The organism is uncultured Fibrella sp. (genome assembly GCF_964250085.1).
GTDB lineage: Bacteria > Bacteroidota > Bacteroidia > Cytophagales > Spirosomataceae > Fibrella.
In genome coordinates, this window is the sequence record NZ_CAXUEC010000001.1 from 1158247 (window position 1) to 1172986 (window position 14740).

The 14740-nt window shown below is 51.0% G+C and carries 11 protein-coding genes; 2 read left to right on the forward strand and 9 right to left on the reverse strand.

What is annotated here, in order from left to right:
• Window positions 1-276: 276 nt before the first annotated feature.
• Window positions 277-3870 carry a VCBS repeat-containing protein gene (locus ACFE8Q_RS04625; RefSeq protein WP_375444182.1) on the forward strand — a complete coding sequence of 1198 codons (3594 nt, stop codon included), beginning with the start codon at window positions 277-279 and terminating at the stop codon, window positions 3868-3870.
• A 19-nt stretch (window positions 3871-3889) separates the two neighbouring features.
• On the opposite strand, the gene ACFE8Q_RS04630 is transcribed toward ACFE8Q_RS04625, so the two are convergent.
• The 9 genes from ACFE8Q_RS04630 to ACFE8Q_RS04670 form a co-directional block, all read right to left on the reverse strand.
• The gene (locus tag ACFE8Q_RS04630) at window positions 3890-4576 is read right to left on the reverse strand and encodes a TIGR04283 family arsenosugar biosynthesis glycosyltransferase (protein ID WP_375444183.1); all 687 of its coding nucleotides are present in this window, start codon (window positions 4574-4576) and stop codon (window positions 3890-3892) included.
• A 90-nt stretch (window positions 4577-4666) separates the two neighbouring features.
• Window positions 4667-5455: a ferritin-like domain-containing protein gene (locus tag ACFE8Q_RS04635; RefSeq protein WP_375444184.1), complete on the reverse strand. Its 789-nt coding sequence runs from the start codon at window positions 5453-5455 to the stop codon at window positions 4667-4669.
• A gap of 34 nt (window positions 5456-5489) precedes the next feature.
• A complete protein-coding gene (locus ACFE8Q_RS04640; protein WP_375444185.1) occupies window positions 5490-6233 on the reverse strand; it encodes a ferritin-like domain-containing protein in 744 nt (247 codons plus the stop codon).
• Between the two features lie 229 nt (window positions 6234-6462).
• Entirely contained in the window at window positions 6463-7917 is a 1455-nt protein-coding gene (locus ACFE8Q_RS04645; protein WP_375444186.1) for a DASH family cryptochrome, read from the reverse strand.
• A 65-nt stretch (window positions 7918-7982) separates the two neighbouring features.
• Window positions 7983-9671 (reverse strand): hypothetical protein, encoded by a 1689-nt coding sequence (locus tag ACFE8Q_RS04650; protein WP_375444187.1) that lies wholly within the window; start codon window positions 9669-9671, stop codon window positions 7983-7985.
• A 212-nt stretch (window positions 9672-9883) separates the two neighbouring features.
• Entirely contained in the window at window positions 9884-10516 is a 633-nt protein-coding gene (locus ACFE8Q_RS04655) for a LysE family translocator (RefSeq protein WP_375444188.1), read from the reverse strand.
• Between the two features lie 22 nt (window positions 10517-10538).
• On the reverse strand, window positions 10539-10814 hold the full coding sequence (locus ACFE8Q_RS04660; RefSeq protein WP_375444189.1) for a hypothetical protein: 276 nt from the start codon (window positions 10812-10814) through the stop codon (window positions 10539-10541).
• Window positions 10815-10879: 65 nt separating this feature from the next.
• Complete coding sequence (locus tag ACFE8Q_RS04665; protein WP_375444190.1) at window positions 10880-11866, reverse strand: OmpA family protein; 987 nt, start codon at window positions 11864-11866, stop codon at window positions 10880-10882.
• Between the two features lie 365 nt (window positions 11867-12231).
• Window positions 12232-13740 carry a 4Fe-4S binding protein gene (locus ACFE8Q_RS04670; protein WP_375444191.1) on the reverse strand — a complete coding sequence of 503 codons (1509 nt, stop codon included), beginning with the start codon at window positions 13738-13740 and terminating at the stop codon, window positions 12232-12234.
• A 180-nt stretch (window positions 13741-13920) separates the two neighbouring features.
• Here ACFE8Q_RS04670 and ACFE8Q_RS04675 point away from each other — a divergent pair, with 180 nt between their 5' ends.
• Entirely contained in the window at window positions 13921-14718 is a 798-nt protein-coding gene (locus ACFE8Q_RS04675) for a Rossmann-like and DUF2520 domain-containing protein (RefSeq protein ID WP_375444192.1), read from the forward strand.
• The last annotated feature ends 22 nt before the right edge of the window (window positions 14719-14740 follow it).

Genomic DNA, 14740 nt, shown 5'->3' on the forward strand with positions numbered 1-14740 from the left:
CATTAAAATTTAAAATAATTTAAAATTAATATGAATATACCTATATATTGCGTTGATTATCAATAAGTTACGAGATATTAATGTTTGTTGTTATGATTTAGTGAGATAAAAATAATTTTGTGCACTATATTACTATTTATAAGAGTATAACTACAAAAATATACCAATAAAATACTTAATTTTGTGCTGGTATTTATATTAGTTACTAGTCTTAATTTAATTGCAGTGCTAAAATAGTCTTGAGTACTTTATTATTAAAATTTGCACCTTATACTCATGAAATTCCATACGCTGTTTATCGTATATTTCGTACTGACAAGTAGTTTATTAGTCGGTTGTGAACCCGCTGATAAGCCGTTATTTACCTCACTACCAGCCGAAGAGACTGGTATTGTATTTGTAAACCGCCTATCTGAGTCAGATTCGGTAAGCATCCTCGACCTTGAGTATTTCTATAACGGGGGAGGTGTGGCTCTGGGCGATTTCAACAACGACAGCCTGCCTGATGTCTTCTTCACCGGCAACCAGGTAACCAACCGGCTATATGTGAACAAAGGCAATTTCAAGTTCGACGACGTAACCAGGTCGGCAGGGGTAGGGGGAAACGGTAAATGGTGTTCGGGAGCCACGCTGATCGACATTAATAATGATGGCTGGCTGGACATATACGTTAGCGCCACCCTGAGCAGAAGTGATACGCAACGGGAGAATTTGCTCTATGTAAATCAGGGTGTGAAAAACGGGCCACCTGCTTTCCGGGAAATGGCCAGCGAATATGGCATTGCCGATAACAGCCATACCACCAACGCCGCTTTCTTTGATTATGATAATGACGGTGACCTGGACCTGTACCTGCTAACCGACCGCATCGACGAGTATCCGAATGTGTATCGGGCTAAAGTCAATGATGGATCTTCGCTGAACACCGACCGCCTCTATCGCAATGATCCTGATGCTAAACTTGGTCACCCGGTTTTCACCAACGTGTCGAAACAGGCTGGTATTTTGCACGATGGCTACGGGCTTGGCGTAAATATTACCGACATCAACCGGGATGGCTGGAAAGATATTTACGTCACCAACGACTACCTCTCCGACGATCTCCTGTACATCAACAACCACGACGGAACGTTTACCGACCGGGCTGCCGAAACCTTCAAGCATACCAGCAACACGGCGATGGGCAACGACGTGACTGACATTAATAATGATGGACTGGCTGATATCATCGCCGTAGACATGATGCCCCGCGACAACTACCGGAAAAAGATGATGCTGGCAGCCAACAGCTACCAGACGTACCTGAACAACGATCAGTTTGGGTTCAATTACCAGGTAATTCGTAACACACTACAACTTAATCAGGGTGGGCGCCCCAACTTTACTACGCCTGCTTTTAGTGAAATCAGCCTGCTGGCCGACGTAGCCGAAACGGACTGGAGCTGGGCACCGATGGTAGTCGATTTTGACAATAATGGCTTTCGTGACCTGCTGATTACCAATGGTTTCCCGAAGGATGTGACCGATCGGGACTTCATGACGTTTCGCGCCGAAAACGGCCGGATTGCTACGAAAGACTATATTCTGGCGCAAATTCCGGTGGTCAAGATCAGCAACTACGCGTTTCGGAATAATGGCGACCTGACGTTTTCAGACGTTACCAGTAAATGGGGAATCGACATACCCTCCTTTTCAAACGGAGCAGCCTATGGCGACCTCGATAACGATGGCGACCTGGATTATGTCGTCAACAACATTAACGATTCGGCCTTCGTCTACCGCAACAACCTGAATGATAGTAAGTCTGAACAGGCTAATTACCTGCGGATCAAGTTTGTGGGACCAGCCCAGAACCGAATGGGACTGGGTGCTTTTGTTGAACTTCATTATGGCAAGCAAAACGAACAGCAGCAGGTATATGAGCATAGTCCGTATCGGGGTTACCTGTCGACGGTTGAACCGGTAGCCCATTTTGGTTTAGGTAAAGAACAGATAATCACCGAGGTGCGAATTATCTGGCCCGCCAGCGGAACGCAGCCTGCCCGTCAGCAAACGTTGCGTAATGTGAAGGCCAACCAGGTGATCACGGCCGATCGTCGCAATGCGAACGAACCTGTTTCGCCGCCTGCCAATAAACCGACTGGCTTGTTTACCGAGGTGACAGACTCGCTAAAAATAGCTTTTCAGCATCAGGAGCCTGACTATATCGACTTCAATACGCAAAAATTACTGCCACATAAATTATCGCAGTATGGCCCCGGCGTGTCGGTTGGGGATGTAAACGGCGACGGTCTGGACGACCTGTTTATTGGTGGTTCGAAAGGTAATAAAGGGCATTTTCTGCTGCAGACAACGGCCGGCTCATTCGTAGATAAAGACTTACTGCCCACTGAAACGGGGACTGATGGTAAGGCTGAAGAGGATATGGGTACGTTGCTCTTCGACGCTGATGGTGACGGAGACCTTGATCTGTACATTGCCAGTGGCGGTACAGAAGGTCAGGCTAATACGGTGGCCTATCAGGATCGTCTGTATATAAATGAAGGCGGTGCGTTCACCCATATTCCAGGTACGTTGCCTGCCAATACAACCAGCAAATCGTGCGTGAAAGCTGTTGATTTTGACCGTGATGGTGATCTGGACCTGTTTGTTGGCGGCCGTGTGATACCCGATCAGTATCCAAAACCGACGTCGAGTATAGTGCTTCGCAATGACAGTAAAGCCGGTCAGCCCCGTTTTGTTGATGTGACGGCACAGGTCGCCCCGGACTTGACAGACATTGGCCTGGTATGCGATGCGCTCTGGACAGACCCTGATAACGATGGATGGCCCGACCTCATGCTGGCCGGCGAATTTATGCCGCTTACCTTATTGAAAAATCAAAAGGGCAAACTAACTAAAACGACGGTTGGCCTCGAGGCAAAAAAAGGCTGGTGGAACTCGCTGGTAGCGGGTGATTTCGATCGCGACGGCGATATTGATTACATCGCGGGAAACCTTGGGCGCAATGCCCGGATGCGGGCCAGCGATACCGAACCGGTACGCCTCTATGCGGGGGATTTTGACAACAACGGCTTTTACGACGCCATACCAACGATTTTTATTCCCGATGCTGAAGGCAAACGGCAGGAGTATACGTTTCACGGACGCGAAGACCTGATTAAGCAGATGATCGTGATGCGAAAACGGTTTCCGTATTACAAAGACTTCGCAACAGCCACGATCGACAAGCTGCTGACGCCCGAAGAACGCCAGACTGCCCTGGTGCTGGAAGCGAATTACCTGGAGTCGGCTTATGTGGAAAACAAAGGAGACGGTACATTTGCCATGCACCCGTTGCCAATACAGGCACAAGTGGCCCCTATTTTTGGAATGGTGGCCGAGGATGTTGACCGGGATGGTAAGCTCGACGTTATGCTAGTGGGAAACGACTACGGCGGTGAGGTACTGGCGGGACGGTATGATGCCATGAACGGCTTGTTTCTGCGGGGCGACGGCAAAGGTAATTTTGCGCCACAATCCATTGCCAGCAGTGGCTTCTACGTACCTGGCAACGCGAAGGGACTGGTTCAGCTTGCCGATGGCCGCGGGTCTGAATTGCTGGCCGCTACCCAGAATCGGGGTCGGTTGTGCGTGTTCCGTAACACCAAACCGGCCAGAAATTTACGCCTTGCCCCAACCGATGCCACAGCGCTGCTGACGTATGCGGATGGGAAAAAGCAAAAGGTTGAATTTGGTTACGGTAATTCGTTTCTGTCGCAATCGGCCCGGATGCTGCTGGTCAGTCCGCAAGTGAAATCGGTCGAAATAACGGATTCGCAAGGGCATAAACGACAGGGGTTACAGCCAACTGATCTAGCCCGGCGATGAACACGGCCGGGTGGTCAATTCACTTCAGCAAGGTTCGATAGGTGCGGGCAATGCGGGTGGGGGATACGTTGCAGGCAAACAGGAGAACCGCCGTCAGGTTGGCCAACTGAACTCGTAACCAGGAATTAGCCTCGTATTTTCGGGCCGACACAACCACATCTTTAGGAATCACCACAAAGCGGGCCTGTTGTTCGATTCGACGGATGATATCAAAATCTTCCATGATCACATAATGTTCATCGAAACCGTGGAGTCGTTCGAAAAGGGTACGCCTAATGAATAAGGTCTGATCGCCGCCCCGGCTCATGAGCCCGCCAAAACGGGTGCTGTAACTGTTGAAACGCAATAAAACGTTGTCGGAGTCGAACCGGAACCGGTAGCGACCGGCTTCATAGCCTTGCTCTATAGCGTGTGAAATGTCGCTGACGAAATCGGGGTGAATACGCACATCAGCGTGAACAAAATAGAGTACATCACCCGTTGCCAGTCGGGCACCGTAGTTCATCTGGGCGGCTCGCCCGAGCGTTGGTGCTGCCAGCACTGTTGCTCCGGCCCGATGGGCAATGTCGGCGGTTTCATCGGTGCTGCCCCCATCAACAACCAGTACCTCCACTACCTGTTCATGCCCGTGGGTAAACGCGTCGTTGACTACCCGCTCAATGGTGGCGGCCTCGTTATAGGTGGGGATAATGACGCTAATTTTCATTCAGGGCAAAAATCGCAATAAATAAACGCCCGGCAAGCACATGGCCTGCCGGGCGTTTAGCCACTTCTAAACTAGTAGCCGAGTCGGGTACTAGGCAATGAATGGACCAGCGATGGCTAATACATCTGCTTTGCTTAGTGGCTCATCAAACGATTCCGTTACAGCCGCATGCGATTTGCCAGCAATACCATTCAGTTCAACACCAAGTTGCACCGTTATGTTGTCGTTGGCATAGATAGCCGCTGGCAGACCAGAGGCATCTGATTCAGTGATATAGCCTTTGAAACCACGCAACGAACGAATCCGTGCCGCGTGACGGGCTTCTACCGAGTGAATGTTGAGGGCAACCTCCAGCACGGCTGGCGCAGCAATCAGGTTACCAGCCTGACCTTTGTAGGCCCGAACGCCGGTATCTTCAAACGCCTGCGATAAGGCAGCATACGTATCGAAGCTCGAGAATACAGTTGGGAACGCGCCTTTCGCCGTGAAATCGAACGTTGGTTTGGCAACAGCCTGAGCACCCAATACCGAGCGGAGCAACCGTACGTGAGCCTCTTCGTGCTTACGAATCTGACGGAAGATCATCATGTACTGGCTTGGAATCAGACCGGCTGTTTCGGTGCCGCGCACATAAAATTCGGCTTCCAGGTATTCGAGCGTCAGGGCAAAGTTGAGTACGTCAACTACACCGGCTGGCAAACCTGACTGACCATAGGCATTAGACAGGGCCGAAGCCATTACTGCGGGAGCAGCTACGGCTAATTTGGCCGCTTTATTCGCCCACATGTTGAACATGTTGCGGCGTGATACATGAGCCAGACGGTCGAAAACCTCGCCATCGACGGACTCCAGCTCGTTGAGAATATTTTGCAGATTCATTGCTGAGTTTCTTTTTATTCGATGATAAGATTGATTAACCTAATGTGTAGGTGATCGTTTCCTCCACAAATGGAGCTACAATCGCTAACACAGCACCTGGTTCACGTGAACGCTCCAGACCCTGACCGTCGATTGGGGTATCACCCGCAAAGGCAGTCTGAAGTGGGAACTGCAACTCGCTCAATAGGGCCGCGTGACGAGCTTCTACCGATACAATTTTGCCGGCAGTTAGCAGGTAATCAGCCGTTTTCAGGAATTTGCCAGCGCCGTTGTAAGCTGTTACACCCACATCTTCGAACTGACGGGCTACGTCGATTGCTACCGAGCGCTGCTTGAAATTGATACCACTGAAGTTTGGCGTCAGGCCGGGAATGGCGGCTGCACCCAATGCTCTCTTGAAAAATTCGCGGTGAATAACCTCGTGGTCCCGGATATCCATAAACATAGCGCGCTCCATAGCGGTCATTTCTGGATAAGGGTTTGCCAGCAGCGCTTCGTAATAAGCTGCTTCGAGTTGTTCCAACGCGTAAGCGTAGTTAAGGATGGCAACTTCACCTGATCCTAAATTAACGGTGATGCCGTTGCTCATCTGGCGGGCATACTTGTTCAGGTTGTAACCACCCAGGTTTGTTGACGAGGTAACGTCATCAGAGGTTGGTGTGCAGGATGATAAAATCCCTCCAACTACTGCGGCCCCACCCACATAACGCAGGAACGACCGACGGCCCACACCTTCCACTCGGGTCGGCGACTCAGGCAATGTGTTAAGTTCTTCCATAATCGTAGAAATAAGAATCGGTTAACTTCCGCCGGTTGTTCGGGAAAGCTTATGGTATACGATGTTGCGAAGACTTTGGATTTTTTAAATTGACGGTGCGGGAAAAAAATGTTGATTTAGCTGAAAATTGTACTCATAACGTATAAATCCAGTAATTACAGTGACAAAATATAGCTGTATTACTATTTTAACTCTATAGATTAATAGAAATTAACAAATTGTTACTAGTTCATTCTTTTAGCCATTTTGCCGGGTTAACAAGCGGCAACGGGTATGTCTGCCCCAGCGTTACCCCATAGTCGATTTGTTGCTGAGGAGAGAGTTGGGACAACAGATGAATTTTTTCGGCAGGTACGTTAGCGAGTTCCGGTAGCCAATGCCTCACGTAAGCACCCTGCTCATCATAGCGGGTGGCCTGACTGTATACATTAAAATATCTCGCTTTTTCCCCATTCCCACGGGGATCATTACCTACGCCGGCTATGTAATTCCAGTTGCCCCAGTTACTGCACGGGTCGTAGTCGATGAGCATACTTTCGAAATAGGCCGCGCCCCAGGTCCAGTCGATTCCAAGATCAGACACCAGGAAACTGGCTACGTTTTGTCGGCCCCGGTTGCTCATGAATCCCGTTGCGTTCAGTTCCCGCATGTTGGCGTCGATAAATGGGATACCTGTTTCGCCACCAGCCCAGCGCCGAAACAGGTCGGTGTCGCGTTGCCACCGTCTTTTCAGATCATGTTTGATACCGCTTGGTTTGAATAGCCGCGGGCCGAAGCGCAAGGCTACGAACCGGAAAAAATCACGCCAGATCAGCTCGAAAATCAGCCAGTAGGTGGAGTCATTACGCAGGCGTTCAGCTTCGTACCGTTTCACTTCGTGGTAGATCAGGCGTGGCGACAGGCAACCGTGAGCCAGCCAGGGCGAAAACTTGCTCGAATAGGCTTCACCTAACATGCCGTTGCGCGTCTCCTTGTAGGTACGTATCAGGTCGCTGGCCCAGAGGTAATGGTGGAGCCGGTCGAGGGCCACGGTCTCACCACCTTTAAAACTAATGGCCGCCCTTGTATCGGGTTGATAGTCAGTTGGAAATCCAAACTGGCTTAGCGTCGGCAGGTCCCCGGCCTCAACACCGGCAGGCATACGTACCTGGTCGGGTGTGGGGTCCAGCTCACGTACCTGCACGTGTTTTTCCAGTTGATTTCTGAAGTGGGTGAAGACATCCGGCAGTTTAATGATGCCAAACGGTAAGTCGCGAATGTGGTAGAGCGTACTGGTCCAGAGCAACTCAATATCAATGTTTAATGGCTTCAGCCGCTTCGACAACGCAGATTCAACATCGGTTTCTTCCGAAGTCACTTCTTTGCTGGCGTAAACAGCCGTAGCGTCGATATCTTCGGCCAGATCAGCCAGAATGCAGGCGGGGTCTCCAACGCGAATGATCAGGTCGGCACCGCGCAACCGGAGCGAGGCCCGAAGGTCAGCCACGCATTCGATGAGAAATTTGGTGCGGAAAATTCCCGTTTTTTTGATGCCTGGAACAGGCAATTCCCGAAACTGCCGGGGATCGAATACGTAAACGGGGAGTACTTCCGCCGCTTCGGTGCAGGCTGCACTAAAAGCAGGATTATCGTGAAGCCGCAGGTCGTTGCGGAACCAGTATAGAATGCGATTGTGGGATGACATAGCGAGGTGTGTACGCCGGAAGCGCACAATAAACCAACCCCAGACCGCCGAAAAAGGTTAGTCAGCTACTTGGAAACTAACGCCAGGTGATGGCAATTTTCTGGCTTTTCAGGCGAAAAGGACGCATCTGCAAATACGCATTCACGAATGGAGATACCGGGCATCGTGGTTGGGATAGTCCGAATAATCTGAATCGACTTGTTTTGAATGAACCGCTCGATCTGGTAGTTCCACCGCTCGTCGACCACGAAAAAATGGGGAACTGTCTGTGCGTTGAAGGAAGCAAGCGGCCTAACGGCACCCACATGGTATTTGGCTTTTACGGCCGCCAGCGTATGAAATCCCACCGATGCACCCGGGTCATTGGCAGGGTCAAACGCCGATTTATAATCCAGCAGAAAATAGACCGGTCGGTGAGTATGGCTATAAAACCAGACGGGCATAAAGTTGATCGACGATTCCAGAAAGACCGGATACCGCTTGTCTAACTGGTCGACATACATCATGACGGTGGTCGGGGCCAGGGCTACCTTCCGACCCTGATAAAACAGCAGGCAGGCCAGCCCGGCAACGTACACGGGCAATAATGGGATCAGCCTGCTCCCGGCGAATTTAAATCGGCGAAACGCGTAGTTAGCCGGAAAGGCATGAGCCAGTCGCGGCCAGGTACGTTCGCGACTGGTAAAGAAATGATAGGCGTAGACTAGTTGGTAGATGACCAGCAGGTGGTTGGGCCACAGATACCGGCTGATGAAAACAGATGTGTGTACCAGACTGACAATCAGTGTAATGCTGATCGTTGCCAGGTAAATAAACGCCGCCAGCAGGTACAGCATAAAACCCGAGTCAGACACAGCGGCGCGGAAACCCTCTTTCAGGCTGGGAACGGCGATCGCGAAGAAGAGGATAACCAGCCCCGCGAAGCGCAACGCAGGAAGAACCGGCACCGAACCAGCGGCTTCCAGCCGGGCCGATAGAGCGGGAGCCAGTTCACCCACAATCTGAAAGAACGAATGAACCGTTGGTAGCGGAATCCAGGAGTGGGGTTCACCTGCTTTGGCCTGAATGGCGAAACTGGTATACCAGACTACCAGCCACACAAGACCAATTATGGGGAACGTACCCAGCACATACGCATAGGCGCGGTTTCGCGACCATAGCCAGAGCAAGCAGAAAAAGGCACCCGCCGCCGCTACGTAAAACAAGCCAAAGTTATGCGTGAGCACCACGAGCAGACCCAGGCCCACATGGGCCAGCAGCCAGGTTGGTTTAGTTGGTTGGCGGGTTAGTTGGTGAAGTACAACGAAATAGCCAAGGGTGAGCAATAGAAAGAGCGGATACGCCCGAATCTGGGTTGCCAGTGTGCTGTTCAGGTACGTAAAGGCCGCCAGGCTGGTGATCAGCACGAAATTTCGGATGGGACCGCCCAGTATGCGGCTTGTGTAATAATGAAAAAAAGCGAGTGTAGCGGCAAAAATGACCACCGATATGCCCTTTAAAAAGACCACGTTCATGCTGACGACATGCGCAATAAGCCAGTACAGATTGGCAAATAAAGGCGGATTGGCATCTAAACCGCTAACGATGGCCTCATTGAGATGAGCCAGCGACTGGTCTGAAATGAGGAGGTAGCTCAGAATTTCGTCCATCCAGAGCAGCGGCTGTTTGGCGAGGAGGGACACGATCAGGCTACCGGAAAAAAGGAGGAAAATAAGGAAACTAAACAGCCCCGTTTTGTTGGCTACACGACGCATAGAGAAAGCTTACTTGTACAGATTAACGAGAGTATCTACGGGATAACTGGTAGCGAATGCATGACCAAGTAAGCCTATTATCCACAGTTGCCTGACTGGCAAGCGGATATTGTGAGGGAACGAACTCACTATTTTTAAGATTGTTATTTATTCTATAGATTTTATAGGAATAATTAAAATCGAGTTGCAAAGAAAAGTCTTTTCAGCTAGCCTTATCGGCTTCGTTCGACAGCTAGTTTAATGCCCAGAAGGATGAAAATAGTACCAGTAAACCGGTTGAGCCAGGTTTTAATTCGACCATTGCGTTTAAAGCCTTCGCTCATATTGGCCGAGAAAATGGCGAGTAACAGGTTCCAGATGGTGCCCGTGAGGTTGAAGGTGATACCCAGCAGCAGGAAAGAGAGCGACGTATGGCCGTAGGATTTCTGCACGAACTGCGGCAGAAAAGCGATAAAGAACAAGGCCACTTTTGGGTTCAACACGTTTGTGACCACGCCTGAGATAAACACTTGCCGGTAGTTCGTTTCGGCGATAGCCGCCACGTCGAAGGCGGCTTCATCTCGGGTCAGAATCATTCTGATGCCCAGATAAAACAGGTAGGCGGCTCCCAGATACTTCACCACATTGAACGCCACCTGCGACTGGGCGATGAGGACCGACAACCCGAAAGCGGCCAGAAACGTATGAACGAGGCACCCCACCGCAATACCCAGCGCCGAGTAAACGCCCGCCCGCATACCCTGTGATAGACTCCGGCCCAGAATATACATTGTATCGGAGCCGGGCGTCATGTTAAGCAGGATACCGGCCAGGAGAAACGCCGCAAAATTGTCGATTCCGAACATGGTTGTGCAGGGCTGGGTACGTTCAATGAATGGAATAATACCGTCTGGGATGGTCGATCAGGCGATCGTCCAGGTAGATAAAGAGGCTGGTGAGCGCGACTGTACACAGCAGGAAAGCACCTACGTAACGGAGGCCTTTTTTGCGAAGTAAAACAAGTTGTACGATGACAGCGACCAGAAGAAACAGGAAGATGACACTCCCTTGAAAGGGGTTCAAGCTCATGGAAAAATAGCTGCCAATGGCGAGCAACAAGCTCCAGAGCGTTACGCGCAGGCCAAATTGTACAGCAGGGGTCATGCGTTGGGTTGAACTGATGGGGTGGCGCAGCTCGATTTGTCTGGTCAAGTTACGAATACAGGGTATTAGTTGGGTATAAGCTGGATGGCGACGCGTCTGTTTTTGCTCTTATTCTCTTCCGAATCGTTCGGTGCGTTGGGCGAATCTGGTCCTTTCCAGACGGAAACAATTTTTGCCGGATTTATGCCCCGCTGCTGCAAATAATTTACTATTGTTCGTACACGATATTCGGATAAAGTTACGTTCAGATCGCGCTTGCCTACGTTGTCGGTGTAGCCGGTTAATTTGATCACTTTAGTTGGCTGACTTAGCAAAAGACGGGAAACAGAATCCAGGCTGGCCTTTGTATCGGCTCGTAGGTCGTAACTGCTTTGATCGAAATAAACAAGCTTAGTGGCGAATGGTAAACTAGCCGTGGTAGCCAGTACGCTGGGCTTCGGAAAGCGAATAATTTTAAAGGTAAATCCTTTTCCAATCGTTACTGGCTCATCGTTAATTACCTGCCCGTGGTTGATAGCCGTTGCCAGCATGTAGTTTCCGGGAGCGATGGTTTGTAATTCCAGATTTGGTATATGATGACCGCTGGTAAATTGTAATCGCGTTGAATACGTAGCGCTGTTTAGTTTAGTTAATTTATAGTCGATATCCAGATCGTTTGGCGCTATAAAAAAGAGGGAAAATCGGGTAAGGGGTGGCAGCGCCAGCGAACCGGTCGCGCTCATGGGAACATAAACCATGAACCGGGCATTTTCTTCCATCTCGCCGGAAAATTGTACGGGTGCAGAAACTGGCTGATAGCCATCTGCCTCAAATGATAGGTACGTTGCTGAAACAGGTAGCTGAAAATCAAATTTACCGTTGCCGGTACTAGTGCCTATTTTTACCTTTTTACCCTCAGCAACCACAAAAGCGTCAACCAATAAGTCGGCACCCGTTGCCACATTATAGCAGCTTCCATAAATCCGGATTGACTGGCCATTTTTGGGCTGTTCACCCTGATCGGAATAGCCGTTAACCAAGCATACGATGAATAGAAGGATAGACGAAAACATACTAACTACGTTGCCAGGACTGAACACTGAAGCGACTGGCAATTTATTGAATCAAATTCAAACAAGCTGAGCATAGGCTTCCTGGCGAATGCGTAACCTGAGTGAATGGATCAAAAATAAGCTGAATGGATACGTTGCTTATTGGCTTTATTGTGTGGCTTCGTAGCTAAACCTATTGGTCGCATAGCGACTGAATGGTTGTAGCAAAAGTGGGTAATAAGCTCGCGTGCCATATGTGGGTCGCTAAACGGCCAGTAGCCTTGGCTACGAAACTATGCAACGAAGCTAGAATGCATTACTATTAGTTGCGAAATAAAGAAGGGTACACTCCTAACTTGCATTGAGCACGAACCATTGGTGTCAACTCAAATCTTCCGCGTATTGACCGGGCCGTTTTCCAGGTTCAGTACGCCACGTGGGCATACCGACGAGCAGATGCCGCAACCGACGCAGGACGAACGGACGATGTCCTGGCCTTTCTGGGCGTAGGCGCGGACGTCGATACCCATTTCGCAGTAGGTCGAGCAGTTGCCGCAGGAGATGCATTGCCCGCCATTGGTGGTGATGCGGAATTGTGATTTAAATCGCTGAACCAAACCTAGATAAGCGGCAAGCGGGCACCCAAACCGGCACCAGACACGATTACCCATGAGCGGGTAAAAACCAGTGCCCACCACGCCCGCGAAGATGGAACCGATCAGGAAACCGTAGGCCTTGCGAACGCTGTACGAATCGAGGAAGCCGAAGAGGGCGCTTTGGCCGGAGAAGTAGCTGTAGAGCACCAGCAGGGTCATTACCACGGCGAAAACCAGGACGCTATGCACCAGGACCCGCTCAATTTTCCACGCTTTCAGTGATTTGTCAGATAGGTGACGGTAAGGGTCGCCGAGGGTTTCGGCCAGGCCACCGCAGCCGCATACCCACGAGCAGTACCAGCGTTTGCCCACAAAATACGTGATGGTTGGAACGCCCACCGTGGAGAGGGCGGTGCCCCAGACAAACATGAAAATGCCCAGCGTACCGGCTTTCAGTTTGGCGTTGATTTCATAGTCGAAGAAGAAGTCGTAATCGAGGGGCCAGATGCTTTTCAGGTCCTGGTAGGGCGCGTTGAGCAGGCTCATCAACTCGGGAATGAGAAACGCGAAAAAGAGCTGGAATGCCATCACCGACAGTGTCCGGTATTGCTGGTAGCGGCTGTGGCGGTATTTGATGAGCATTCGCACGCCCATGACCGTCACGGCGGCCGTGTACAGAAATCCGTAGAGAAACCACTTGCTGGCCGGGCCACCGTTGAGGGCGCGGCTGAATGGATCGACCAGAGCCGTCCAGTTGGTGAGGTATTCGGGATAGAAATACAGCAGGATATAAAAGCCGATCAGGAACGTACCCACGATGATACCGATCCAGCCGCGATGGGTGGCGGGGTGGCGCATGATGCCGTTGTTGCGAATGCCGGGTTTGTCGTTGAGGCGGGGGAGGGCATACAGCAGCGTGCCCAGCGCGGCCAGCCCAATACTGAGCCAGAACCAGATACCGTGATCGGCGGCGCCACCGCTGGTGCTGCGTTTGGTGAGGTCGAACAGATAGTCGTCGTAGATGACCGCTTTCCAGTTCTGTTTATCCTGCTGCTCCTTGTTGTATGTGTCTATGACGGTTCGTATGTCGCTGATAAAGTGAAGGTTACTGTAGTAGGTCTTATTCAGCAGCGGGGCGAAGCGGGGGGGCAACACGGCCTGGTGTTCGGGCTTCAGCGTTTGGCTGAGTACGTCGTTCGTTAGTCGAAACTGGCCGAGGGTGAGTACGTAGACAAAGGCCGCAAAGCCGATCAGGAACAGGCCGAGGCCAAGCGGGCGAAGAAAAGCAGGTACGTGCATAGGGCAGGATCGTGTACCCAAATATACGCGCTGAATGGGGGGAAGGTTTTTGTCAATGTACAATGAGCAATTATCAATGATCCTTTATTGCTTTGCAACTTCAGCCAGAACTATAGATTTGGCAAGTGTTAAACCTGTTCAGCAACTGATCATTGTTAATTGTTGATTGATAATTAATCTATGACCATCACCTTTATCGGCGCGGGGAATGTGGCCTGGCATCTGGCTCCTGCCCTTGAAAATGCGGGACATCATGTACTGGCCATCTACAGTCGGCAACTGACGCACGCCAGGCAACTGGCTACGATGCTGTATGATGCCCGCCCTGTTTCAGAGCTCAATCTGGCGAACAACCCGTCGCAGTTGTTTATTCTGGCCGTGCCCGACCATGCGCTCGATGAGGTATGTGCCCGGTTGGTGCTGCCCGAAAACGCCACGATCGTGCATACATCGGGTGGTCTTTCGCTGGAGAAACTGCGGCAACTGATGAGCGTGTACAGTGACGTACCGGTAAAAACCGGCGTTTTCTACCCGTTACAAACCTTCTCGCGCGGCCGTGTCCTGCTCGATTTCGAACAGATTCCGCTCTGCATCGAGGCCGATAACAGCGAGACTCAGCAACAACTGGTGACGATGGGGCAGGAGATGAGCACGATTGTGTATCTGGTCAATTCGGCCGAGCGGCGGGCGTTGCATGTGGCGGCGGTGCTGGCCTGCAATTTCAGCAATCACCTGATGGCGCTGGCCAAAGACATTACCGACGATGAAGACCTGGAGTTCGACTTGCTGAAACCGCTGATCCGCGAAACCATACGAAAAGCCCTCGACGCCGACCACCCCGCCGATGTGCAGACTGGCCCCGCCCGCCGCAACGATGCACAGGTGATTGGAAACCACTTAACGTACCTGCGCCCCAAACCCGATGTTGCCCGCATCTACGAACTGCTCACCGAAAGCATTCGGCGGCGCTATGAATAGTGCACGCGTTCCTATCCAAAAC